The following is a 23,874-nucleotide window of genomic DNA, read 5'->3' as shown; positions in this document are numbered from 1 at the left end:
AAAACCGACACGGAAAAAGCCATGAGCGAACACACCCCAAACCTGCACAATGTAGACGCAGGCGAAATCGACAAATTCAGCCAGCTCGCCCACAAATGGTGGGATGAAAGCGGCGAATTCAAACCCCTGCACGACATCAACCCGCTGCGGCTGGCCTATATTGATGCGCACGGCCGCATCAGCGGCAAAACCGTGCTTGATGTCGGCTGCGGCGGCGGCATTCTCACCGAGAGCATGGCCAAACTCGGCGCCGCACACGCCACCGGCATCGATATGGCCGAAAAATCGCTGAAAATCGCCAAACTGCATGCACTTGAGCAAAATGTACCAAACATTAACTACCGCTGCATCCGCGTAGAAGATTTGGCTGTCGAAGCGCCTGCAAGTTTCGATGTGGTTACCTGTATGGAAATGATGGAACACGTGCCCGACCCCGCCGCCATCGTGGCCGCCTGCGCCAAACTGGTCAAGCCCGACGGCACGGTGTTTTTTTCCACCATCAACCGCAACCCCAAATCTTATCTGCACGCCATTCTCGGCGCCGAATACCTGCTCGGCCTGGTGCCGCGCGGCACCCACGACTGGCAGAAATTCATCGCCCCGGCCGAATTGGCGCGGATGTGCCGCCAAGCAGGGCTTGCCGTCACCGCCACCAAAGGCCTGAGCTATAACCCGTTCACCCAAATATACCAGCTGAGCGACAACACCGATGTCAACTACATGGTGGCCTGCAAACCGCTGTAATACCCGTTAAACCTAACCGCGTTGGCCTCGCCTGAGCTCGAAGAGAATCTGGTTTCGTTAAAACGCTGAAGCGCCAAGTCAACCCGCGCCATACGGTGTTCGGCTTACCATGACCAGCCCACTGTTGTGAATGGCATTATTCTGAAACCGAGCAAGGCCGTCTGAAAGCGTTTTTCAGACGGCCTTTGCACACAGGGTTTTGTGAGCAACACCCACACGATACGTCCTGTAGGTTGGATTCTCGAATCCGACATTTTTCAGACGGCTAAAATCATTGGGCATCACAAAAATATCGAATGCTTTGTCGAATTGTCTTACAGGCCGTCTGAAAAGCCCGTTTCGTTTCAGACGGCCTTGCTTTGATAAGATTGCGGTAACAACCCGGCATTCAGACTTTAGCGTAGGCTTTCCCTGCGAATGGCGCTGAATTTCAGACGGCCTGAGTATTTGCAAATCAAATGTTTTTCCATCATTCGCAAGCAGGCAAAAGCCTGCAACACCACGCCATATCCATTTAAAAACAAGCACAAGACTAGGGTGTCCGGACACCCTAGGGCGCCTGCTGTATTTGTTTCGTTATCCACCTTGCCAAAACTCAACCGGCCAAGCCGATTAAATCTTCCACCAGCGAAGGCACGCCTTCTTTGGCTTTTTTGGCCACCACCATGACATCGGCCGCCATCGCGCCCGGATAAGGGTCGACCAGATACTTATCGGCATGCGGCGGCGCAAATTGCAACAGCGAAGCGGCCGGATACACTTGCAGCGACGTGCCGACCACCATCACCACATCTGCATCGCCCACATATGCCGCCGCCTGCTCAAACAGCGGCACGCTTTCGCCGAACCAGACAATATGCGGGCGCATCGGGTAGCCGTTTTTATCGACATCGGCACAAGTCTGATCACCTTCCCAATCGATAATATCGTTTTCATCCATACTGCTGCGCACTTTGTTTAATTCGCCGTGCAAATGCAGCACCCGGCTGCTGCCGGCGCGTTCGTGCAGGTTATCGACGTTTTGCGTGATAATCTGCACCCGGTAATATGCTTCCAGCCGCACCAAAGCCCGATGTGCGGCATTTGGCTCGGCTGCGGCAGCCTGGCGGCGGCGCTGGTTGTAAAAATCCAGCACCTGTTGCGGGTTGCGCGCAAAGGCTTCGGGCGTGGCCACATCTTCTATTTTATGGCCTTCCCACAAGCCGCCGGCATCACGAAAGGTTTGCAGACCGCTGTCGGCGCTGATACCGGCTCCGGTCAGAATCACACATTTTTTCATATGGCTCCTTTTTTGTTCAGACGGCCTCAACCTTATAGTGCCGCCCGCAACGGCAAAAAAACAGGCCGCAGCCTGTTTTGATTTACTGCCAGTTTTGCAGTGCTTTGTTGAGGCGTGCCAAGCCTTCCTGCATGTCTTCATCACTCAATAACAGGCTGGGCGCCAAACGCACCACATCGGCACCGGCCATCAGAATCATCAGGCCTTGCTGCAAAGCCAGTTGCACCAATTCGCCGGCACGCCCGGCATATTGTGCGGATAACACACAGCCGATCAACATGCCCATGCCGCGAACTTCTTGAAACACGCCGGTTTCGCGGCCTAAAGTTGTTAAAGCCTGTTGCAGCTTGCTGCCTTGTTCTTCGGCATGTTGCAGGGTATTCGGGCGGTTAATCAGATCAAACGCCCGACCGGCCACGGCGCAGGCCAGCGGGTTGCCGCCGAATGTCGAGCCGTGGGTGCCGGGGCCGAAGCTGGCGGCGGCTTTATCGGTGGTAAGCATGGCGCCGATGGGAAAACCGCTGCCCAATGCTTTGGCGCTGGTCAGAATGTCGGGCACCACGCCGTAATGTTGATAGGCAAACAGTTTGCCGGTGCGCCCCATGCCGGTTTGCACTTCATCAAATATCAGCAGCGCATGATGGGCATCGCAAGCGCGGCGGGCGGCTTCGAGAAAAGCCTGCTCTGCCGGCAGCACCCCGCTTTCACCCTGCACCGGCTCGATAATCACGGCGCAGGTTTGCGGCCCTACGGCGGCTTCGAGCGCGGCGGTGTTGTTATAGGGCACGTGGGTGATGGCCGGCGGCAAGGGGGCAAAATCGCGGCTGTATTTCGGCTGCCCGCCCACCGATACGGTAAACAGCGTGCGGCCGTGAAAACCGTTGATGCAAGCGATGATTTCGCTCTTGCTGTCGTCAAAATGATCGTGTGCATATTTGCGCGCCAGTTTCAAAGCCGCTTCGTTGGCTTCGGCGCCGGAGTTGCAAAAAAACACTTTGTCGGCAAACGTGGCTTCCGTCAGTTTCTTGGCCAGCGCCTGTGCGGGGGTTGTGGTGTAGATATTGGAAACATGCCACAGCTTCTGCGCCTGCTCGGTCAGCGCTTCAATCAGTGCCGGATGGCTGTGGCCGAGTGCATTAACCGCAATTCCGCCCGCCAAATCGATGTATTCGCGCCCTTCGCTGTCCCACACGCGGCTGCCTTGTGCGCGTTCGGGTATCATCGGCGCAAACGAGAAATTGGGGGTAAGGTAGTTTTGCATCAGCTTTTCCTTTCAATATGGGCGGCTTGTTTCAAATATCAGGACACCCTAAAGTTTGCCGGCGGTTGCGTTTGTTTGATGAAAAATACTCAGGCCGTCTGAAAATTTTCTATCGCTTGCGGCAATCAGATATTAAACATCCAACACGGGTAATCATTTTTCAGACGGCCTCATATCTGTCTGCAACCATTTCATTTAATCATCAGACAAGGCAGCAAACCAAGCATACAAAATACTGAGGCCGTCTGAAAGCCTCCGCCATAATCAGGCCGCAAGCAGCCTACGCAAACGGCAAGGAGAAATAATATTGCCTGCTTTATTTTTCTCAATGGTTTTCAGACGGCCTGATTCAATCAAACCGTTGCTCAAGCGTTGTCTTTGCCTAAAATCATCGAGCCGACGCCTTTATCGGTAAAGATTTCCAGCAGCAAGGCATTCAGCACCCGCCCGTCGATGATATGCACCGCTTTCACGCCGTTGGTGGCCGCTTCGATGGCGGAGCTGATTTTCGGCAGCATACCGCCGTAAAGCGTGCCGTCGGCCACCAAATCATCAATGTGTTTGGGGGTCAGATTGGTGAGCAGATTGCCCTGCTTGTCCATCACGCCGGTGATGTTGGTCATCATCACCAGCTTTTCGGCATTCAATTCTTCAGCCAGCTTGCCCGCCACCAAATCAGCGTTGATGTTGAACGCCTCGCCTTGGCGACCGACACCGATCGGGGCGACCACGGGAATATAGCCGCGCTCGACCATACCTTTAATCAGCGAGCTGTCGATGCTTTCCACCACCCCCACCTGGCCGATATCCACGCCGTTGCGCTCGGGGGTGTTGATAAACAGTTTTTTGGCTTTGATAAAGTGGCTGTCGCGCCCGGTAATGCCGACGGCTTTGCCGCCGTGCTGATTGAGCAGCGACACGATTTCTTTGTTAACATGGCCGCCGAGCACCATTTCGACAATATCCATGGTTTCGCCGTCGGTCACGCGCATGCCTTGCACAAACGTGCCTTCTTTGCCCACTTTATTGAGCATATCGTTAATCTGCGGGCCGCCGCCGTGCACGATAACGGGGTTGATGCCCACCAGCTTGAGCAGCACCACATCTTTGGCAAAACCCTCTTTCAAGTGCGGCTCGGTCATGGCATTGCCGCCGTATTTGATGACGATGGTGCAGCCGGAAAAACGGCGGATATACGGCAGCGCTTCAGAAAGAATACTGGCTTTCACGCTGGGGGAAATTTGTTCGGTTTTTTCAGTTTCGCTCATTATCCGGCCCTTTATATTGTTAACATTTATTCAGACGGCCTATGTTAATACCAAAGGCCGTCTGAAACAAGCAGGCTTTCACCGCCTTGGGCGGACGCAGGATTAACGCCGACTGACCAAAGGCCGTCTGAAACAAGCAGGCTTTCACCGCCCGGCCCGCCGACACGGCCGGCCAGAGTGCCCTGACCATTCAGAATGATTCAGATTTTTTGTGATAAAAACACAAATGCCAGGCAAAAACGCAGCAAAATTGTGGACATCTTGCGAGGCTTTTTAACCCGGCAAATGCATTTTTAGAGGCAAAAATCATCCGTAAATCGAATGGTTAAGATGCTCTAGCGCCTTTTGCACATCGCCCGCCTCTTCCAACGTGCGCACGGCATCGAAAACGCCTTGCGCTTCAGGATACACCCGCTTCATCATACCCAACCATTGTTTCAGGCGGGCAACCGGGTATTTATTGTTGGCCTCTTTAGCCAGACACAAATCAAAAAACAAGCGTATCCAAGCCATAATTTCAGCAAAATCAGCCGCCATCACCGCCTCACCGCGCTCATATTGCTTGATTTGGCGCGCCAGATCCGGCCGCATCACCGCCCCGCGCCCGAGCATCACACTCTCACAGCCGCTTTCCTGCTTGATGCCGAGATAATCCTGCAAGGTAAACACATCGCCGTTGGCTGTCACCGGCACCGCCACCGCCTCGCGGATTTTGCGCACCCAAATCCAATGCGCCGGCGGTTCGTAGCCTTCCACTTTGGTGCGCGCATGCACAGTCAGCGCACACGCACCGCCTTCGGCAATGGCACAAGCGTTTTCCAAGGCCAGCGATTTATCTTCAAACCCCAGGCGCATTTTGCCCGTGAGCGGAATGTGCGCTGGCAGGGCGGCACGCAGCGTTTTAACAATGTGATACACCCGTTGCGGCTCTTTCAGCAACACCGCCCCACCCTGATGTTTATTGACCGTGGGCGCGGGGCAGCCGAAATTCAGATCAATCTTGGCCGCACCGAAACGCACCGCTTCCAACGCATTAACAGCCATATTTTCCGCATCGCTGCCCAACAGCTGCACCGTGCACGGCACACCCGCAAACGTGCGGTTGCCGTTGCCGATTTCCGGCACATATTTCAACCAAGTCTGGCGCGAATGCACCGTATGGGTAATGCGCACAAATTCGCTCACACATTCGTCGAAACCGCCGATGCGGGTCAGCAAATCACGCATCACATCATCTGTTAGCCCCTGCATGGGCGCCAAAAGTAGCTGCATAATCGGATAAAGCCTGAGGCCGTCTGAAAACAAAGCCGTATTGTACCGTTCAATCGGCTGGGTTACACTGCTATTTTGTTTGAACCGACGCCCGTTTATGAAAACCGCTCTCACAATTATCGGCTTGTGCGCCGCCTTTATGGCCGGCATTGCTGCCGAACGCTTTTTGGCACAAGACGCCTGCCTCGATAATGGCGGTGTTTACAACCACGGTATTTGCTTCACAGATAAACCCATGCCTTAGGAACACCCGTACATGTCTGACAAAATCCGCCTGATTATCGACACCGACCCCGGCCAGGATGATGCCGCCGCCATTTTGATGGCACACGGCCTCGCCAAACGCGGCCTGATTGATTTTATGGCGCTCACTGTGGTTGCCGGCAATGTCGGCCTGCACCATACCGCCAACAATGCCCGCATCATCTGCGACTGGGCCGGCCAAACAGATTTCCCCGTATATGCCGGTGCGGGAAAACCCTTGCTGCGCGAGCTGATTACCGCCGAAGAAGTGCACGGCAAAACCGGCCTCGACGGCGTTGCGCTGCACGAGCCCGTCTGCCCGCTGCAACCGGTGCACGCCGTGCCCTATTTAATCGACACCTTGCGCAAAGCCGATGATGCCAGTATTACCATCTGCCCCATCGGCCCGCTGACCAATATTGCCCAAGCGCTGAGCCTGGCGCCTGATATCGGCCGTGCCATTAAAAACATTGTGTTGATGGGCGGCAATTATTTTGAAGCCGGCAACATCACTCCGGCTGCGGAATTTAATTTTTATGTCGACCCCCATGCCGCGCAAATCGTGCTGCAAAGCGGTGTGCCGATTACTGTTTTGCCGCTGGACGTCACCCACAAAGCCACCATCACCACCCCGCGCATGGATGTTTTGCGCAAACAGGCCAATGCCAACGGCAGCCGCCTGGCCGGCATTCTGCAAAGCTACGAGCGTTTCGACACCCAAAAATTCGGCCTCGAAGGCGGGCCGCTGCACGACCCCTGTGCAATCGCCTGTGCCGTGTTCCCTGAATTTTTCAGCGGCCGCGACTGTCATGTGGCGGTAGAAACCCAAAGCGAGCTGACCATGGGCGCCTGCGTGGTCGATTGGTGGGGCACCACCGGCAAACCGGCCAATGCGCACTGGGTAACCGAAGTCAATGCCAATAAAATGTTTCACGAATTGGCCGAATCCATCAAGCAGCTGCCTTAAGAATCTTGAGAATATATGATGAAATCATGAGGCCGTCTGAAATATTTTTCAGACGGCCTTATTTTCCAGCCACATCATTTCGGCCCAGGGTGTCCGGACAATTTGTTTATGAGGAGATTTTTGCCCCTGAAAATGCAGATGCCAGGCAAAAAAACGCAGCAAGATTAAACATCTTGCGAGGCTTTTTAACGCAACAGATGCGTTTTCAGGGGCAAAATACACCCGTAAATCGACACATCAGGACACCCTAAGCTGCATCCAAGTGATTAATTTTTTTATTTTTTTAACCATTCAAGTAAAAACAAATAAATGCCGTAGAAATATTTTCCTTACAATCAACCACTCCCGCCTTTACAAAACCCACCCGATACCGACCCGCCTTGTCAAACAACCGCCCTGCCCCTATAGTGAAATCAAGCGCAACGAAACAAGCGCCTCCCGCCACCAACCAGAAAGGATACAATGATGAATTGGGATCAAGTAGAAGGTAAATGGGATCAATTGAAAGGCAAAGCCAAAGAAAAATGGGGCAAGCTGACCGATGATGATTGGAAAGTCGCCGAAGGCAAACGCGACCAGCTCGCCGGTAAAATTCAAGAGCGCTACGGCTATACTAAAGAACAAGCCGAAAAAGAATTGGACGACTGGATTGATAAAGCCTGATCATACCGCGTAACAGAAACCTGCCGAAACGGCAGGTTTTTTTAATTTTCATCCCTATTCACAAAGTAAATCGGCATTAAAGGCATTAAAAATGCTCAGATTCTCTGTCTATATTTTTTCAAAACGGGTTTACGCCCCAACCATCAATAACGATAATGCAAATACTGCGGATAATCTGCCGGCACAGCATCTTGGTAAAACACGGTGGTACACGGCGGAGCATAAATGGTTATTGTTTTATGCAGGGTGGTTTGATGCAGCATCAGCAAAACAACTGTTCACTTAACTGCTTCAAATTATTGATGGCGGCCGTATGCTTGCCCAAAGCCGCTTTTGCTTTCTCCAATTTGCTCAATTCGGTTTGGTTTTTAACCAGTTCGCCACCCAAACTGCTGCTGCTCTGCTTGAGCCGTTGAAACGCAGCGCTTGCTTTATCGCTGGCTTTCATAATAATATTTAATACAAGGTCTTTTGCCATTTTTCGTCTCAATCATCAGGGGCAAGTCATGCTGGATAAAAATCATGTGGTTACCGCTCTGGCCGATGGCTTATATTCCAGCCTGAAATGGCTGGCTATCCTTTACACTGCCTTTTTTCTGCTGGCGGCAGCTGCCCTGCTTTATGCGGTTTTCTTGGTATTACAAACGCTTTGGTAATCAGCCCGAGCCGGCTTTCATAATAATATTTAATACTAGGGTGTCCGGACAATTCGATTTACGGGTGTATTTTGCCCCTGAAAACGCATCTGCTGCGTTAAAAAGCCTCGCAAGATGTCCAATCTTGCTGCGTTTTTTGCCTTGCATCTGCATTTTCAGGGGCAAAAATCTCCTCATAAACAAATTGTCCGGACACCCTAGGTCTTTTGCCATCTCGGCGCCTGCCTTCATTTTTTTAGAAAGGGGTATGCAATGAATGTTTTAATTCATCTGACCGTGGTTCTAGGCTGATGCATGTTGATGCCGGCAGCCTTTTTCGGCTTTATTTTATTCGCCGCGCTGTAATCTACCTATACTCAAACAGGCCGTCTGAATTTTCAGACGGCCTGTTTATTTGCCGCCGTCGTCTCCGTGTGTAACCAACAAGGCACAATCTGTCCAGCGCAGTAAATCGAACAGGTTATAAGTGCCGTAGGCGCCGATGCTGCCGCCAAAAGCTGCGGCAGATCTACCGCCGCCACACATCCGTAAGGCATTTCTGCATACACGCAGCCGCCCAGCAGCAGGATGGCTGCCCATGAGATTGATTTCATCATTTTCATATTCCGCCGTATACTCTTTCAGACGGCCTCTGCATCCGGCCGCATTCTATAACGCTCGTGTAAAACAACCACTCTGGCCACAATCTAATATTTTCAGACGGCCTATGCCGTATTATCAAGCTTCTTGTGAATAAAAGTTGGGTTGTTTCGCCAGCGCACCGCCATTTGCCGCCCGGTTCGGATTCTGATTCTCAACGGGGTTGATACACGAAATCGGCCACTCTGCCGAATATCAGCCGTGCAGAGGTAAAAGCAGACGCCGTTTATGCCCGATTTACAACAGCCCGCATGATTACAGATGACAGCGCCGCCGCCACACGGTAACATCTCCGTTTCAATATTCATTTCTGCCCGCCACCATGACCGCACCCGCTTCCAACGTCATCGCCTCTGTCGATTTAGGCTCCAACAGCTTCCGCCTGCAAGTTTGCGAAAACCACAACGGCCAACTGAAAGTGATTGATTCATTCAAACAAATGGTGCGTTTTGCCGCCGGTTTGGATGAGCAGAAAAACCTCAGCGAAGAGGCACAGGAGCGTGCTTTGAGCTGCCTGTCGAAATTCGGCGAACGCTTGCGTGCATTCCGCCCCGAACAAGTGCGCGTGGTGGCCACCAACACTTTCCGCGTGGCCAAAAATATCGGCCAGTTCATCCCCAAAGCCGAACAAGCGCTGGGCTTTCCGATTGAAGTGATTGCCGGGCGTGAAGAAGCGCGCTTGATTTACACCGGCGTGGTGCACACGCTGCCGCCCAACGGCGACAAAATGCTGGTGGTCGATATCGGCGGCGGCTCCACCGAATTTGTGATCGGTTCGGATTTGCAACCCACCAACACCGAAAGCCTGCCTTTGGGCTGCGTAACCTACAGCATGCGCTTTTTTCAGGGCAAAATCGGCCAAAAAGACTTTCAAGCCGCCATTACTGCCGCGCGCAACGAAATCCAACGCATCAGCAAATTATTGAAACGCACAGGCTGGGATTTTGCCGTCGGCACATCCGGATCGGCCAAATCGATCCGCGATGTAATGTTTGCCGAAAACCCGCAAGAAGCCGACATCACTTATGCAGGTATGCAGAAAATTGCCGCACGCATTATCGATGCGGGCAGCACCAAAAAAGCCCGCCTGGAAGGCTTGAAACCCGACCGGCTAGAAGTATTTGCCGGCGGCCTGGCGGTAATGATGGCGGCTTTTGAAGAGCTGGACATTCAAAAAATGATGGTAACCGAAGCGGCACTGCGCGACGGCGTGTTTTACGATTTTATCGGCCGCCAGCTCAATGAAGACATGCGCAACCAAACCACCGCCGAATTTCAGCAGCGTTACCACGTCAGCCTCAACCAAGCCGCCCGCGTGGCCGAAACAGCGCAGCATTTTATGGAAAGCATCTGCCACGCCTACAACACGCCGGTGCAGGAGCTGGCTCATTGGCAGCAATATGTGCGCTGGGCGGCACTGCTGCACGAAATCGGCATCGATATCGCCCACACCGGCTACCACAAGCATTCCGCCTATATTCTGGAACACGCCGACATGCCGGGCTTTTCACGCCAAGAGCAAAGCATTTTATCGCTGCTGGTGCTCGGCCACCGCGGCGATGTGCGCAAAATGGCCGAACCGATCAACGGCAACCAAATGATGTGGTTTGCCATACTTTCGCTGCGCCTGGCCGCACTGTTCTGCCGCGCCCGCCTGCCGCTGGAATTACCGCCTTTTACCCAATTGCGCCTCGACGAACACGGCAAAGGCTTTATGCTGCGCATCAGCCAAAGCTGGCTCGATGAGCATCCGCTGGTGGCCGGCGCGCTCGAATACGAAAGCGAGCAGTGGCAAAAAATCAATATGCCGTTTACCGTGCAGCCGCAATAAATCGGCAGGCCGTCTGAAATTCGGTTTTATCCCCATTCACAAAAGCAACCCCACCGCGTTAGCCCGTTTTGCCGGCCTACTTTTGTGAATGAGTTTCAGACGGCCTCTTGATGCTGCAAACCCGTTTTCCCGGTTTTCCTTAGATTATATGACGAACGACCACGACACTCCCGCCCTCGAGCCTGTGCACAGCAGCGACTACACCGTGCCGCGCAGCGACATCAGCACAGCGCCCGAACATGCCGTGCATCAAACCCGCTACACGGCCGAACACTGCACCCTTGCCGACTACCTGCCCGCCGACAACGGCATGCTCAGCACCACAACCGGCAGCGTGGTTGCGCCTGCCGATCTACACCGCGCCGACGGTAATGAGGTTAACTGGCTGCACTTTGTCGGCCTCAACAACGCCGCGCTGCTCAAAGCCGCACTGGCGCCCTACAACATTCACGAATTGGTGTTGGAAGACATTCTCAGCCAGAAGCAGCGCCCCAAAATCGAAGACTATGGCAGCTATCTTTTTATTGCCGCACGGGTTTATCAATACAGCGGCGGCAAGCTGCAATCGGATCAGGTCTATCTGATTGTGGGCAGCGATTTTGTGCTCACGTTTCAACAACGCCCGCTGGGCTTGTTCAGCAGCATCCGCCAACACATGAGTGACCCGCGCTACGACATCCGCAACCAAGATGCCGCCTTTCTCGCCTACCGCATCATCGACCGCCTGATAGACGATTATTTTCTCACCCTCGATCAATTCAACAACCGCGTCGAAGCCATCGACAAAACCCTGTTTGCCGACACCGCCGACAACAGCGGCCTGCTCACCCGCATCCACCGCCTCAAACGCGACGCCGTACGCCTGCGCCGCACGCTGCAACCGCTGCGCGATGTATTGGCGCAACTGGTGCACGGCGAATTTACCGCCTTTCACGGCAAATCGCACCTCTACCTGCGCGATGCCTACGACCACACCATGCAGCTGCTCGAATCGCTGGATGCCTCACGCGATATGGTGGTGAGCATGATGGATATTCATTTGTCGTTCCAATCCAACCGCCTCAACCAGCAAATGCGCGTGCTGACCGTGATCACCATTTTGTTTATGCCGCTCACCGTCATCACCGGCATCTACGGCATGAATTTCGACAATATGCCCGAGCTGCACTGGCATTACGGCTATTTTATGGTGCTCGGCCTGATGGCACTGATTATCATCAGCCTGCTGGCAGTGTTTCATCGGCGCAAATGGTTGTAAAATCTTTCAGACGGCCTTATTTCCTGATTGATAGCAAGGCCGTCTGAACAATAAAAAGCAAAGTATAATGAACAATCTCAACAACACCACACTCACCGATACCCTGCCGCAATACGAGCTGCAAATGTCGGTATTAATGACGCCCGATATGGCCAACTTCAGCGGCAACGTGCACGGCGGCGATCTGCTCAAGCTGCTCGACCAAGTGGCCTATGCCTGCGCCAGCCGTTACAGCGGCCACTATTGCGTGACCCTTTCAGTCGACAAAGTCACCTTCAAAGAGCCGATACACGTGGGCGAGCTGGTTACCTTTCTCGCCAGCGTCAACTACACCGGCCGCACCTCGATGGAAGTCGGCATCCGCGTCGAAGCGCAAGACATCCGCGCCCGCAGCGTGCGCCATACCAACAGCTGCTATTTCACCATGGTGGCCATGCACGAAGGCAAACCCGTGCCCGTGCCGCCGTTGCCGCTCGCCACCGAATTACAGCGCTGCCGCTTTAAAGCCGCCGCAAAACGCAAAGCTTTAAGCCTGCAAACCAACCACAACAGCCCCTGCAATCCCGATTAAAACACCTCTCACTAGGGTGTCCGGACAATTTATTTATGAGGGGATTTTTGTTCCTGAAAGTGCAGATGCCAGGCAAAAAACGCAGCAAGATTGGGCATCTTGCGAGGCTTTTTAACGCAGCAGATGCGTTTTCAGGGGCAAAATACACCCGTAAATCGAATTGTCAGGACACCCTAGAGGGCACGTTAACATTTTTTTCAGACGGCCTGCGCTTAAATCAGGCCGTCTGAAACGCCAATCTCAAAGGAACCACCATGTTTACCGGCATCGTACAAGGCACCGGCCGCATCAGCGCCATCCACGCCCCCGCTTCCGATTTCCGCACCCACACCGTCGAGCTGCCCGAACACATGACACAGCAGCTGCAAGCCGGCGCATCTGTCGCCCACAACGGCTGCTGCCTCACCATTACCCGCATCGAAGGCAACCGGGTCAGCTTCGATTTGATGGCCGAAACGCTGGCCAAAACCAATCTCGGCGCGCTCCAAGTCGGCGACGCCGTCAACCTCGAACGCGCCGCCCGTTTCGGCGACGAAATCGGCGGCCACGTGATGAGCGGCCACATCATCGCCACCACCGCCATTACCCGCATCGATGAAAACGAACACAACCGCACCGTTTGGTTTGCCCTGCCGCCCGAACTCAAACCCTACATCCTCACCAAAGGCTTTATCGGGCTGGACGGTTGCAGCCTCACCATCGGCGAGGTAACCGACAGCGAATTCAACGTGCACCTGATTCCCGAAACATTAGAGCGCACCCTGTTCGGCAGCCGCAAAACGGGCGACATCATCAATATCGAAATCGACCCGCAAACACAAGCCATCGTCGACACCGTCGCCCGCATATTGGCGCAACAGGTCTGAGGGCGGATATAATATATATATTCAAATCAATTTATTATAGAAAGCCGGGCAAAAATCATTCATGCACACAGCAGGCATCACGGCGCAGCGTTTTTATACAGGCCGGATAATCACCGGGCCGGCAGACATCAAATTTTGCCCGGCCGCATTCGCTTGATGTTGCAGCATTCGGTTGATATGGCGGCACTCCGCTCCCTCCTCCGTCTCAACAAAAGAGAATCAGAGTAGGGGCAAAGCGGTAAAGGATTTTTATACATTACAAAGTAAGCGGATTGCAGCAGCCCTTGGCCACACAAACGCCCATATTATCAAGCCGGTAGACTGCACTTACCGCCCACTTCAGCTTATCCTTTGTGCGACATTTCTTTGAATTTGACTATATGCAGGCCGTCTGAATCAATCTTTCAGACGGCCTGCTATTTACTAAAAAGTAATTATCAACCAATCATAAAAATATTTGCCTTTCAGTAAACATCAGCCTACAATCAAACCGATACCCAACCCGATTAAGCCTATTATGGACACCACAGCCCTGCGCCGCCACAATCTGCGCCAATGGATCAACCGCCTGCACGGCGGCCAGCAGTCAGCCTTTGCAGAAGCCGCCGCCATCAATCAGGGCGAGCTTTCTTCGTTGTTGAAAAATAAATCCTTCGGCGAGAAAAAAGCCCGCAAAATCGAAGCTTCCGTCGGTATGCCCGTGATGTGGCTCGACACCGACCACAGCGGCGCATCCATAACCCATGCCCACCCTATTCCCCGACAAGCGAACCCGAACATGAACAAAATTTCCCCCACTTCCGACATTCTGGCCGACATCAAAGCCGGCAAAATGGTCATCATCACCGATGCCGAAGACCGCGAAAACGAAGGCGATCTGGTAATGGCCGCCCAATTCGTCACCCCCCAGGCCATCAACTTTATGATCAAACACGCACGCGGATTAGTGTGCCTGCCCATGAACGATGATCTGGTCGACCGCCTGCATCTGCCGCAGATGACTCAGAAAAACGGCGCCCAATACGGCACCAACTTCACCGTATCGATCGAAGCGGCCGAAGGCATTTCCACCGGCATCTCCGCCGCCGACCGCGCCCACACCATCCTCACCGCCGTCTCACCCGGCGTCAAAGCCGAAGACATCGTACAACCCGGCCACATCTTCCCGCTGCGCGCGCAAAAAGGCGGCGTATTGGTGCGTGCCGGCCACACCGAAGCCGCCGTGGATTTGGCGCAAATGAACGGCCTCATCCCCGCCGGCGTGATTTGTGAAATTCTCAACGACGACGGCACCATGGCACGCATGCCCGAGCTGATGGCCTTTGCCCAAGAGCACGACATCAAAATCGGCACCATCGCCGACTTAATCGAATACCGCAGCCGCAACGAAAGCCTGCTCGAAGAAATGGGCGACACCACCGTGCATACCCCGTGGGGAGAATTCCAACAACATGTGTATGTCGACAAACTTTCCGGCGAAACCCACCTGGCGCTGGTCAAAGGCCATCCCGACACCGCCGCCGAAACGCTGGTGCGCGTGCACGAACCGTTCAGCGTGATGGATTTTCTGCAAGTCGACCCCAACCACAGCTGGCCGCTGCCCAAAGCGCTCGAACGCATCCAAAATGCCGAAGCGGGCGTGGTGATTTTGCTGCACCGCACCGAAGACGGCAGCGCCCTGCTGGAACGCACCCTGCCGAAAAACGCTTTCCAAGTAAAAAAATGGGATCGCAAAACCTACGGCATCGGCGCGCAAATCCTCGCCGGCCTCAACATCAAAAAAATGCGCGTGATGGGCAAACCCTCAGCCATGAACGGCCTTACCGGCTTTGGTTTGGAAGTGGTCGGCTTTGAAACACCCGAAGGCGCCATGTAATATAGTGGAATGAAGAAAAGTGATACAAGGCAGCAATCGGCAGACAGTGCAGACAGTGCAGCTAGGGTATCCTGATGTGTCGTTTATGAGGGGATTTTTGTTCCTGGAAATGCAGATGCCAGGCCAAAAACGCAGCAAGATTGGACATCTTGCGAGGCTTTTTAACGCAGCAGATGCGTTTTCAGGGGCAAAATACACCCATAAATCGACACATCAGGATACCCTAGGGCGGGAGCAAAACCGTGCAGAATTTTATATCTTATGGACTATCTTATCCCGAACGCACGATAAATAAATTCATGGCGCAACACCACAAAGGCCGTCTGAAAACCGGCAGGCATGTGAATACACAAGCGAGCCCGTACAGCATGTTAATGTCTGAAACCACACCGGGCAGACAGCCAAAAAAAATTTCGCTCAAAACCCGCTTGCCAAACTTTCAGACGGCCTATAACATACAAGGCCGTCTGAAAAATAATATGTGAAAGAAAGCTATGCCCACCTCGCAAACCAACCGCCATGCCGCGCCGCTTCTGGTTATCGGCTGCGTGGTATTCGGCCTCGGCAGTCTGATTGTTAAATTTGTGCCCGTGGGCGCTTATGCGATTGCCTTTTGGCGGCTGGCAGTGGCGGCTGTGATTTTCTGGCTGCTGGCGCGCTTTTTCGGCCAGCAGATGCCCAAAAACAAACGCGCGCTCAAATTGGCACTGCTCTCCGGCGTGTTTCTCGGCTTCGATTTGGCGCTGTGGCACGAAAGCATTTATGCCGTCGGCCCCGGCATCTCCACCCTGCTCAACAGCCTGCAAATCTTTTTTCTTTCCGCCATCGGTTTTTTCTTTTTCGGCGAACGCCAAACCCGCCTGCAAATATTGAGCCTGTTTATCGCCATCAGCGGCGTGGCGCTGATCGGCAGCCCCGAATTCAGCCACAACGGCAATGCAGTTTGGGGCTTTGCCAGCGGCATTATTTCCGGCGCCATGTTGGCTTTGTCGATGATTTTTATCCGCGAAACACACAAAATAGAAAAAGTGCAGCTCTTTCCCATGATGTTGCTGGTCAGCCTCGGCGGCATGGCCGCGCTGGTGCTGCCCTCGCTGATTTTCAATGCCGACAGCCTCTACCCGACCACACTGCGCGACGTCGGCCTGATTTTGGTGTACGGCGCCATTATGCAATGCCTGGCCTGGGGCTTGATTGCCTACGCCGTACCGCTGCTATCGCTCACGCTGACCGGCCTGCTGCTGCTGAGCGAGCCGGTAGCGGCGCTGCTGATTGATTATTTCTGGCTGCACAAACCGATTAACGGCCTGCAATGGACGGGCGCCGCATTAACGCTGTTGGCAATTTACCTCGGCTCGCTGAAAAGCAAACATGCTTAACGGTGCGAAACAGCGCCGAATCGTGTAGAATCTGCTTTTAAAATGTTTAGGCCGTCTGAAAACCATGAATAAATTCGCCTCCGCACTCTCCACCGCCCTCGGCCGCTGCATCGCCACCAAAACCGTGAGCGAACAAGGCGAGCCGGTAGGCTTTATGTATCGCGAAGCACCGGTGTTTGAAAACGACAGCGGCTGGCGCTTTTTCAGCGGCGAAGAAAGCGACGAATATACCGACAACCCCGATAATTTTACGGTATACAGCGTTGGCGACATTACCCGCAGCAACCCCGCCGTCAGCGAATTCATCAACCAACCCGAAGGCAGCGCCTGGGAGCTGAACGACAACGGCGGCTTCCAAGCCGTGGCCGACTGGCAGCCCAAAGATTAAACCGGGCCGCCGCATACCATCGCTGTTTAAACAAGCAAACCGACCAAACGGCAGCAATCGCCCGCTTCATGCCCAGGCGAGCCAACGCCGTTAGATTATTTTTGTGAATGGGTATCAAACCACCCGCCCGACTCATTCCAACCCTATAAGGGAGTATCCGCAATGAACACCATCCAACCCAACCTCAACGGCAAAGGCCTGCGCATCGGCATCGTGCAAGCCCGCTTCACCAACGAAGTCGGCAGCGCCATGCTCGACATCTGCACCGCCAAACTGCAAGAAATGGGCGTAAAAGCCAAACACATCACCGTAGCCACCGTGCCGGGAGCGCTGGAAGTGCCGTTGGTGTTGCAAAACATGGCCGCCACCGGCAAATATGACGCCCTGGTGGCCATCGGCGCCATCATCCGCGGCGAAACCTATCATTTCGAGCTGGTGGCCAACGAATCGGGCGCCGCCGTTACCCGTGTCGGCCTTGATTTCAACATTCCGATTGCCAACGCCATCCTCACCACCGAAAACGACGAACAGGCACACGCCCGCATCGAAGAAAAAGCCGCCGATGCCGCCATTGTGGCCGTAGAATGCGCCAATCTGATCAACACATTAATCGGCGCCAAAGATTAATTCGGTTTCAGACGGCCTCAAACAATATCCGTTCATCAAAACAAGCTGACCAAACGGCCGGCCGCAAACAATACGGCGAAACAAGCCGATGCAGTCAGATGATTTGCACAAACGGATATTGTTTGAGGCCGTCTGAACACAGCCAATATAGGAAACACCCATGAAAACACCCATGAAAACACCCCGCCGCCGCGCCCGCGAATTTGCCGTGCAGGCACTCTACCAAGCCGCGCTCAACCAAACCGCCGCACCCGAAGTTGCCAAAAACATCCGCGAAAGCAGCGACTTTAAAAAAGCCGATGAAGAATTGTTTACCAAACTCTTTTTCGGCGCACACAGCAACCAGCGCGACTACATGCAGCAGATCCGCCCCCTGCTCGACCGCGATGAAAACGACCTCAGCCCCATCGAACGCGCTGTCTTACTGATGGCCGCCCACGAGCTGAACGCCATGCCCGAAACCCCATATCCGGTGATTATCAACGAAGCCATCGAAGTGACCAAAACCTTCGGCGCCACCGACGGCCACAAATTTGTCAACGGCATTCTCGACAAACTGGCCGTACAACAACGCCCGAACGACCCCAAACGTGCATAAATATAATTGATTCACAAGGCCGTCTGAAAAAATGCTTTCAGACGGCCTTTGCTTGTTTGCAGAATAACCCATTCACAAAAGTAAGCTGACATCAGATACTGGTATCCGACAAATTATTCGATATTTTTGTGATGCCCAATGATTTTGGCCGTCTGAAAAATGTCGGATTCAAGCATCCGACCCACATCGTGTATCGCATGGATTCTGTTCACAAAAACCTTGCACCTACACAGGCCGTCTGAAAAAAATGCTTTCAGACGGCCTGGCTTATTTCCAGAATAACCCACGCATCAAAGTAAGCTGACAAGGTGGCGAGCCCAAGACAACAGCAAACATGCCGTCAGGTTATTTTTGTGAATCAATGCTTTCAGACGGCCATCTGCCCGTCGGCCATACGCCAAACCTCATCGGCCAATTCATCGGCATCGGCCTGATCGTGCGTGATTAAAATCATCGGCACGCCGGTTTGCTGTTGCAGCTGCAACAGCTCTGCGCGGGTATGGCGGCGCAAATCGGTATCCAATGCGGCAAACGGCTCATCGAGCAACAGCAGTTTCGGCTGCATGATTAAGGCGCGCGCCAATGCGGTGCGCTGCTTTTGGCCGCCTGAAATCTGCCGCGGATAATGATCGGCCACACGGTTCAAATCTAGAATATCCAACCATTGCTGCACTTTTTCAGACGGCCTTCTGCCGGGATTGAACCAGCCCGGCTGCAAACCAAAACCAATATTTTGCGCCACGGTTAAGTGCGGAAACAGCGCATAATCTTGAAACACCAGCCCCACCCGCCGCTGCTGCACGCTTAAAACCGTATGCGCATCAAACCATGTTTCCCCGCCGATGCGGATATGGCCGCCGTCGGGTTGCAGCAGCCCGGCCAGCAGGCTCAGGCTCAAGCTTTTGCCGGCACCGGAAGGCCCCAGCAGCGCCAGCTTTTCATGCGGCGATTGCAGTTTCAGCTTCAATTCAAACGATGGCAACTTTTTATAAATATCGATATCAAACCGCATCAAATCCGCTCCCTGCCGTCACGCGCGCGCGCCAAACGGCCGACGGCCAGCAAAATTACCACGCACACCAGTGAAATCAGCAACACCAGCCAATTGGCCGTGCTATCTTCTCCGGCCTGCACCGCTTCATAAACCGCAATCGACAAGGTTTGCGTTTGGCCGGGAATGCTGCCGGCAATCATCAGCGTGGCGCCGAATTCGCCCAAGGCGCGCGCAAATGCCAGCAGCACACCGGCCAAAATGCCGCGCCAGGCCAACGGCAGGCTCACGCGGAAAAACACCGCACGCTCATTCAAACCCGCCACCCGTGCCGCCTGCTCCAATTGCGGATTCACCCCCTCAAAGGCCGCCCGCGCAGGCTTGAACACCAAGGGAAAAGTCACCACCATCGCAGCAATCACCGCACCCTGCCAAGTAAAAATCAAATGAATGCCGAATGTGTTTTGCAGCCAGCCGCCCAGCGGCCCGTTACGCCCCAACAGCACCAACAAATAATAGCCCATCACCGTGGGCGGCATCACCATCGGCAGCGTCAGCAGCGTGTCGAGCACATTACGCCCGACAAAACGCAGACGCGCCAAAGCAAAGCCCGTTGCCGTGCCGAGCACGATATTGAATAAAGTCGCCAATCCGGCCACTTTTAAAGAAAGCAGCAAAGCCGTTATAACCGCATCACCCATCTGTGTTCCGATAAAAAAGGCCGTCTGAAATCAATAAGTTCAGACGGCATGATTTCATAGCCGGTTGGGCGGCATATCAGTTGGGCGGTGTGCAGCTTCAACATCTGCCGTTTAAGCCAGCTTCCGATACACTTGCGCCGGGCTGCCGAAAGTAACCACATCTGAAGCAATATTTTTTACCACCACACTGCCTGCGCCCACAATACTGCCCGCGCCAATTTTCAAACCTTGAATCGCGCAACTGCCGATGCCCATCTGCGCCCTGTCGCCAACCGTTACATTGCCCGCCAGCGCCGCCCTCGGGCAGATGTGCGCGCAAACACCGATGATGCAGTCGTGCTCCACCACCGATGCGGTGTTGATAATCGCCCCGTCGCCGATACGTGCGCCGGCATTAACCACCGCCAGCGGCATCACCACCACACCGATGCCGAATGTGGCATTGGGCGATATGATGGCGCTGGGGTGAACCAAGTTAATCAGGCGGAAACCCGCCGCGGTTACTTTTTTACACAGGCGCTGGCGCACCGCATTGTTGCCGATGGCTACAATAATATCACCCTTGGGCAGGCTGGCATCGAATTTACGCCCGTGGGCATCGTCTAAAAAACAGATATTGCGGTAACCTGCCAATCTTGCGATATCCGCCACCACCTGCCCGTGGCCGCCGCCGCCGTAAATATACAAATTCGAAGACTTCATCACCACCCACTCCTTTGGTATTAAAAAACAGCCTGATGCTGTGCTTTAATTTGACAGTGAAATAAAGTTAAGAATTTATACAGTCTGCCCAAGATTTGCAAAGAAAAATTATTAAGGGTAGTTTATATTGATAAAAGTATCATTCATTCGATTATACCCATTCACCAATTATACCCATTCACAAAAATAAGCTAACGGCGTTGGTGCGGCTGGGCCCGAAGCAGCCCCATATGCGTGTACTGTCTTCGGCCGCCGCCTTATTGGCTTACTTTTGTGAATGGGTATTCATTATTTGCAGCCATCATTTTATTGATATAAACATATCCGCAGGGCGGATTTTTCAGACGGCCTCAATATCAATAAGCTTCAAAACCATATTTCTTTAACACCGCCTGCGCTGCCGGTGTGCGCACATAACGCGCAAAGCGCTGCGCTTCAGCCGGTTGGCGGCTTTGTGTAACTACCGCCAGCGGGTAAGACACCGGCGTTGCCGTGGGCACACTGGCCAACACCTTCACCTTATCGCGCATCAATGCCGCATCGGTGCGGTATACAAAACCCGCATCCACCTCACCGCGCGCCACATAATCCAGCGATTGGCGCACATGCTGGGTTTGGATGATTTTCGGTTGCAGCTTTTCCCATAATCCTGCCCGTTCCAGCACCGCTTTACTGTAGCGCCCTACCGGCACGCTGGCCGGATTGCTCAAGGCAATGCGCTTGAACGCCGGCGTATTCAAATCGGCCAGGCTGCCCACCCGCAGCCGGCTGCCGGCCGGTGCTGCCACCACCAGCGAATTGCGCGCAAACACACGGCGGCTTTCCGGGCGAATCAAACCTTGCTGCTGCGCCCGATCCATCGTGGTTTCATCGGCAAAAGCCAACACATCCACCGGCGCGCCTTTGAGCGCCTGTTGCAGCAAAGCGCCCGAACCGGCGGTGTTGAGCCTGATTTTCGCCTGCGGATACTGCTTTTCGTATTGCCCGGCAATTTCCTTAAACGCATTGCTCAAGCTCGCCGCCGCCGATACCGTGATTTCGGCAGCCGACACCGCCTGCCCCCACATCAGCAGCACCGCCGCGCAAACCGCTGGATAAAAACGCATGATATGCCCCGTCAACACAATAAAGCGCCGTTTTATCATGGCCGGCCAACAATCATTACCCTGCCTTTTATCTACTACCAAAGCAGTATGGCAAAATGGTTTTATTGATGATAAGGCACCCTGACCATTCGTCTTTGTTGGCTGACTTTTGTAAACAGGTATAAATGCATCATTGTTCAAATCAAGCATGGCAACGATTTCAGGCCGTCTGAAACTTGATTTCAGACGGCCTGTCTGCACGCGGCAGCCTCTGCCCGATGCCGCAATTTGCTTAAACTTTTTGCGTCAACACATTCAAAATAAAGCGTAAATCATTGGCCGCAATCTGCCCCGGCGCCGAAGCTTTTCCGGCCGCCCCAAAGGTTACTGCCGAGCCGGACACCGCACCCGCCAAGCGGCTGATGATGCCCCTCTGCCCCATCGCCATCGTAATCAACGGCTGCACCGCATGCTCACGGTACATGGTTTCCGTGGCATCCAGCAACACCAGCACATCGGCATCCGATTGCGGCATCACCGCGATTTTGCAAATATCGGCGCCCCAATCCTGCATACAGCGCAAACGGCTGATGATTTCAGCTTTCGACGGCGTTTTGTCAAAATCATGATTGCACAACACCGCCGCCACGCCTTTCGCTTTGGCCAGCGCCACCGCTGCCTTTACCTGCTCTTCGCCGGCAAACAGTTCGATATCGGCCAAATCGATATGGCCCGAGCCGATGGCCGCATGCAGCAGCGCAAAATAATATTCCGCCGCTACCGCATGTTCGCCGCCCTCGACAGCGGTGCGGAATGTAAACAACAGCGGCGTATCGGGCAGCATGCGGCGGATTTCGGCCAAGCAGCCCATCACATAATCCGCATCTTCCACTTCTTTCAGAAAATCGGCACGAAACTCCACCAAATCGAATTCCAGCCCCGCCAAAGCTTCAATCTGCGCCCGCAATGCCGCCAAATCCGCCGCCACCAACGGCACACAGATTTTGGGCGCGCCTTCGCCGATGGTGATATTTTTTATCTTAACCACATTCATTTGCCTGCCCTTACCCGAAACGGTTTATCAAAGTCTGCATTTTATACCAAGTTGAAATAAAAGCGGCCGGGCAACGCCGGCATATCGCAAGAAACAGGCCGTCTGAAAAGTATTCAAACCGCCGCCAACCAATCATACCGATTCACAAAACAACCTAGGGTGTCCTGACCATTCAGAATGACTCAGATTTTTTGTGATAAAAGTGCAGATGCCAGGCAAAAAACGTAGCAAGATTGGGCATCTTGCGAGGCTTTTTAACGCAGCAGATGTGCTTTTAGCACAAAAAAGATGATGATATATGAATTGTCAGGACACCCTAGGGTATCCTGACCATTCAGAATTATTCAGATTTTTTGCCATAAAAGTGCAGATGCCAGGCAAAAAACGTAGCAAGATTGGGCATCTTGCGAGGCTTTTTAACGCAGCAGATGTGCTTTTAGCGCAAAAAATATGACACATCAGGACACCCTAACGGCGTTGGCCTACTTTTGTGAATAAATATAATTTGCCGCCTGCGCCTGACAGCGCTCATTCAAGCTCTTCTTCCATGGCATTGAGTTTCCAATGAATCAACTGCTCAATCAGGCCGAGCAGCATCACTCTTTCTCTCGCTTCCAGCTTATTGAGCATCGCCATCAGCCGGCGCTCGTGATCTTGGATACGGTGGCTGCTGGCATTGAGCAAATCTGCCGCATCGCATTCGAAAATTTCAGCCAGCTCAAACAGGCGCGATACCGTCAGTGAAATATGGCCGCGCTCCAAGCGTGAAATGGCATCGTTGCTCAATTCCAACTTCTCGGCCAACTCAGCCTGCGTGATGCCGGCGGCTTTGCGGTATTTGGCAATCATGGCCCCGATTTTGTGTATGGTATGGTTTTTCACAGCTAATGGTCTTGCCCTATAAAATACTCACTATCAGACATTCAAACTGTAAAAAAAAGAGAATTTTATTCTG

General features: G+C 53.5%; 30 protein-coding genes. 17 read left to right on the top strand and 13 right to left on the bottom strand.

Going from position 1 to position 23,874, the window contains the following annotated elements:
• The first annotated feature begins 21 nt into the window (after positions 1-21).
• Both ubiG and LVJ83_RS05930 read left to right on the top strand, forming a co-directional pair.
• A complete protein-coding gene (ubiG, locus tag LVJ83_RS05935; RefSeq protein WP_244787240.1) occupies positions 22-744 on the top strand; it encodes a bifunctional 2-polyprenyl-6-hydroxyphenol methylase/3-demethylubiquinol 3-O-methyltransferase UbiG in 723 nt (240 codons plus the stop codon).
• A gap of 201 nt (positions 745-945) precedes the next feature.
• Positions 946-1,107: a hypothetical protein gene (locus LVJ83_RS05930; RefSeq protein WP_244787238.1), complete on the top strand. Its 162-nt coding sequence runs from the start codon at positions 946-948 to the stop codon at positions 1,105-1,107.
• Positions 1,108-1,339: 232 nt separating this feature from the next.
• On the opposite strand, the gene LVJ83_RS05925 is transcribed toward LVJ83_RS05930, so the two are convergent.
• The 4 genes from LVJ83_RS05925 to LVJ83_RS05910 form a co-directional block, all read right to left on the bottom strand.
• Entirely contained in the window at positions 1,340-2,023 is a 684-nt protein-coding gene (locus tag LVJ83_RS05925; protein ID WP_244787236.1) for a Sir2 family NAD-dependent protein deacetylase, read from the bottom strand.
• A gap of 82 nt (positions 2,024-2,105) precedes the next feature.
• Entirely contained in the window at positions 2,106-3,284 is a 1,179-nt protein-coding gene (locus tag LVJ83_RS05920; protein ID WP_244787234.1) for an acetylornithine/succinyldiaminopimelate transaminase, read from the bottom strand.
• Between the two features lie 365 nt (positions 3,285-3,649).
• On the bottom strand, positions 3,650-4,552 hold the full coding sequence (gene argB / locus LVJ83_RS05915; protein WP_244787232.1) for an acetylglutamate kinase: 903 nt from the start codon (positions 4,550-4,552) through the stop codon (positions 3,650-3,652).
• Between the two features lie 306 nt (positions 4,553-4,858).
• Positions 4,859-5,824 carry a tRNA dihydrouridine synthase gene (locus LVJ83_RS05910; RefSeq protein WP_244787230.1) on the bottom strand — a complete coding sequence of 322 codons (966 nt, stop codon included), beginning with the start codon at positions 5,822-5,824 and terminating at the stop codon, positions 4,859-4,861.
• A gap of 97 nt (positions 5,825-5,921) precedes the next feature.
• Here LVJ83_RS05910 and LVJ83_RS05905 point away from each other — a divergent pair, with 97 nt between their 5' ends.
• From LVJ83_RS05905 to LVJ83_RS05895, 3 genes are all read left to right on the top strand, one after another.
• Positions 5,922-6,068 carry a hypothetical protein gene (locus LVJ83_RS05905; protein ID WP_244787228.1) on the top strand — a complete coding sequence of 49 codons (147 nt, stop codon included), beginning with the start codon at positions 5,922-5,924 and terminating at the stop codon, positions 6,066-6,068.
• Positions 6,069-6,080: 12 nt separating this feature from the next.
• Positions 6,081-7,034, top strand: coding sequence for a nucleoside hydrolase (locus LVJ83_RS05900; protein WP_244787226.1), 954 nt, complete (start codon positions 6,081-6,083; stop codon positions 7,032-7,034).
• A gap of 465 nt (positions 7,035-7,499) precedes the next feature.
• Positions 7,500-7,697: a CsbD family protein gene (locus LVJ83_RS05895; protein ID WP_244787224.1), complete on the top strand. Its 198-nt coding sequence runs from the start codon at positions 7,500-7,502 to the stop codon at positions 7,695-7,697.
• Between the two features lie 262 nt (positions 7,698-7,959).
• Here LVJ83_RS05895 and LVJ83_RS05890 read toward each other — a convergent pair whose 3' ends face one another.
• Positions 7,960-8,175 (bottom strand): hypothetical protein, encoded by a 216-nt coding sequence (locus LVJ83_RS05890; protein WP_244787222.1) that lies wholly within the window; start codon positions 8,173-8,175, stop codon positions 7,960-7,962.
• A 28-nt stretch (positions 8,176-8,203) separates the two neighbouring features.
• Between LVJ83_RS05890 and LVJ83_RS05885 the strand changes: the two genes are divergently transcribed.
• The gene (locus tag LVJ83_RS05885; RefSeq protein WP_244787220.1) at positions 8,204-8,353 is read left to right on the top strand and encodes a hypothetical protein; all 150 of its coding nucleotides are present in this window, start codon (positions 8,204-8,206) and stop codon (positions 8,351-8,353) included.
• Here the strand turns inward: LVJ83_RS05885 and LVJ83_RS05880 are convergent, their stop codons facing one another.
• Positions 8,354-8,566 carry a hypothetical protein gene (locus LVJ83_RS05880; RefSeq protein ID WP_244787218.1) on the bottom strand — a complete coding sequence of 71 codons (213 nt, stop codon included), beginning with the start codon at positions 8,564-8,566 and terminating at the stop codon, positions 8,354-8,356.
• 164 nt (positions 8,567-8,730) lie between these two features.
• A complete protein-coding gene (locus LVJ83_RS05875) occupies positions 8,731-8,955 on the bottom strand; it encodes a hypothetical protein (RefSeq protein ID WP_244787217.1) in 225 nt (74 codons plus the stop codon).
• Positions 8,956-9,314: 359 nt separating this feature from the next.
• On the opposite strand from LVJ83_RS05875, the gene ppx reads away from it, so the two are divergent.
• The 11 genes from ppx (at position 9,315) to nusB (ending at position 18,386) form a co-directional block, all read left to right on the top strand.
• Positions 9,315-10,823: an exopolyphosphatase gene (gene ppx, locus LVJ83_RS05870; protein WP_244787215.1), complete on the top strand. Its 1,509-nt coding sequence runs from the start codon at positions 9,315-9,317 to the stop codon at positions 10,821-10,823.
• Between the two features lie 148 nt (positions 10,824-10,971).
• Entirely contained in the window at positions 10,972-12,081 is a 1,110-nt protein-coding gene (corA, locus tag LVJ83_RS05865) for a magnesium/cobalt transporter CorA (protein WP_244787213.1), read from the top strand.
• Positions 12,082-12,148: 67 nt separating this feature from the next.
• A complete protein-coding gene (locus tag LVJ83_RS05860; RefSeq protein ID WP_244787211.1) occupies positions 12,149-12,652 on the top strand; it encodes an acyl-CoA thioesterase in 504 nt (167 codons plus the stop codon).
• 35 nt (positions 12,653-12,687) lie between these two features.
• Positions 12,688-12,882 carry a hypothetical protein gene (locus LVJ83_RS05855; RefSeq protein WP_244787209.1) on the top strand — a complete coding sequence of 65 codons (195 nt, stop codon included), beginning with the start codon at positions 12,688-12,690 and terminating at the stop codon, positions 12,880-12,882.
• Between the two features lie 24 nt (positions 12,883-12,906).
• The gene (locus LVJ83_RS05850) at positions 12,907-13,518 is read left to right on the top strand and encodes a riboflavin synthase subunit alpha (protein ID WP_244787207.1); all 612 of its coding nucleotides are present in this window, start codon (positions 12,907-12,909) and stop codon (positions 13,516-13,518) included.
• 514 nt (positions 13,519-14,032) lie between these two features.
• Positions 14,033-15,394, top strand: a complete 1,362-nt coding sequence (ribBA, locus tag LVJ83_RS05845) for a bifunctional 3,4-dihydroxy-2-butanone-4-phosphate synthase/GTP cyclohydrolase II (RefSeq protein WP_244787670.1) — start codon at positions 14,033-14,035, stop codon at positions 15,392-15,394.
• Positions 15,395-15,479: 85 nt separating this feature from the next.
• Entirely contained in the window at positions 15,480-15,689 is a 210-nt protein-coding gene (locus LVJ83_RS05840) for a hypothetical protein (protein ID WP_244787205.1), read from the top strand.
• 199 nt (positions 15,690-15,888) lie between these two features.
• Complete coding sequence (locus tag LVJ83_RS05835) at positions 15,889-16,773, top strand: DMT family transporter (RefSeq protein ID WP_244787203.1); 885 nt, start codon at positions 15,889-15,891, stop codon at positions 16,771-16,773.
• A gap of 64 nt (positions 16,774-16,837) precedes the next feature.
• Positions 16,838-17,161 carry a DUF2185 domain-containing protein gene (locus LVJ83_RS05830; protein WP_244787201.1) on the top strand — a complete coding sequence of 108 codons (324 nt, stop codon included), beginning with the start codon at positions 16,838-16,840 and terminating at the stop codon, positions 17,159-17,161.
• Between the two features lie 162 nt (positions 17,162-17,323).
• The gene (ribH, locus tag LVJ83_RS05825) at positions 17,324-17,788 is read left to right on the top strand and encodes a 6,7-dimethyl-8-ribityllumazine synthase (protein WP_244787199.1); all 465 of its coding nucleotides are present in this window, start codon (positions 17,324-17,326) and stop codon (positions 17,786-17,788) included.
• A 172-nt stretch (positions 17,789-17,960) separates the two neighbouring features.
• Positions 17,961-18,386 (top strand): transcription antitermination factor NusB, encoded by a 426-nt coding sequence (gene nusB / locus LVJ83_RS05820; protein WP_244787668.1) that lies wholly within the window; start codon positions 17,961-17,963, stop codon positions 18,384-18,386.
• A 367-nt stretch (positions 18,387-18,753) separates the two neighbouring features.
• On the opposite strand, the gene LVJ83_RS05815 is transcribed toward nusB, so the two are convergent.
• The 6 genes from LVJ83_RS05815 to LVJ83_RS05790 form a co-directional block, all read right to left on the bottom strand.
• Positions 18,754-19,398, bottom strand: a complete 645-nt coding sequence (locus LVJ83_RS05815) for a sulfate/molybdate ABC transporter ATP-binding protein (RefSeq protein ID WP_244787666.1) — start codon at positions 19,396-19,398, stop codon at positions 18,754-18,756.
• Complete coding sequence (gene modB, locus LVJ83_RS05810; RefSeq protein ID WP_244787197.1) at positions 19,398-20,078, bottom strand: molybdate ABC transporter permease subunit; 681 nt, start codon at positions 20,076-20,078, stop codon at positions 19,398-19,400. Before modB ends, LVJ83_RS05815 begins: the two co-directional genes overlap by 1 nt.
• Before the next feature lie 111 nt (positions 20,079-20,189).
• The gene (locus tag LVJ83_RS05805) at positions 20,190-20,780 is read right to left on the bottom strand and encodes an acetyltransferase (protein WP_244787195.1); all 591 of its coding nucleotides are present in this window, start codon (positions 20,778-20,780) and stop codon (positions 20,190-20,192) included.
• Between the two features lie 356 nt (positions 20,781-21,136).
• A complete protein-coding gene (gene modA / locus LVJ83_RS05800; RefSeq protein WP_244787193.1) occupies positions 21,137-21,886 on the bottom strand; it encodes a molybdate ABC transporter substrate-binding protein in 750 nt (249 codons plus the stop codon).
• Between the two features lie 271 nt (positions 21,887-22,157).
• A complete protein-coding gene (gene aroD, locus LVJ83_RS05795) occupies positions 22,158-22,919 on the bottom strand; it encodes a type I 3-dehydroquinate dehydratase (protein WP_244787191.1) in 762 nt (253 codons plus the stop codon).
• A 528-nt stretch (positions 22,920-23,447) separates the two neighbouring features.
• Positions 23,448-23,801: a helix-turn-helix domain-containing protein gene (locus tag LVJ83_RS05790; protein WP_244787189.1), complete on the bottom strand. Its 354-nt coding sequence runs from the start codon at positions 23,799-23,801 to the stop codon at positions 23,448-23,450.
• Positions 23,802-23,874 lie beyond the last annotated feature (73 nt).

The sequence above is a fragment of the Uruburuella testudinis genome (assembly GCF_022870865.1).
In the GTDB taxonomy this organism is placed as follows: domain Bacteria; phylum Pseudomonadota; class Gammaproteobacteria; order Burkholderiales; family Neisseriaceae; genus Neisseria; species Neisseria testudinis.
This window is presented reverse-complemented; position numbering and strand designations above follow the sequence as displayed.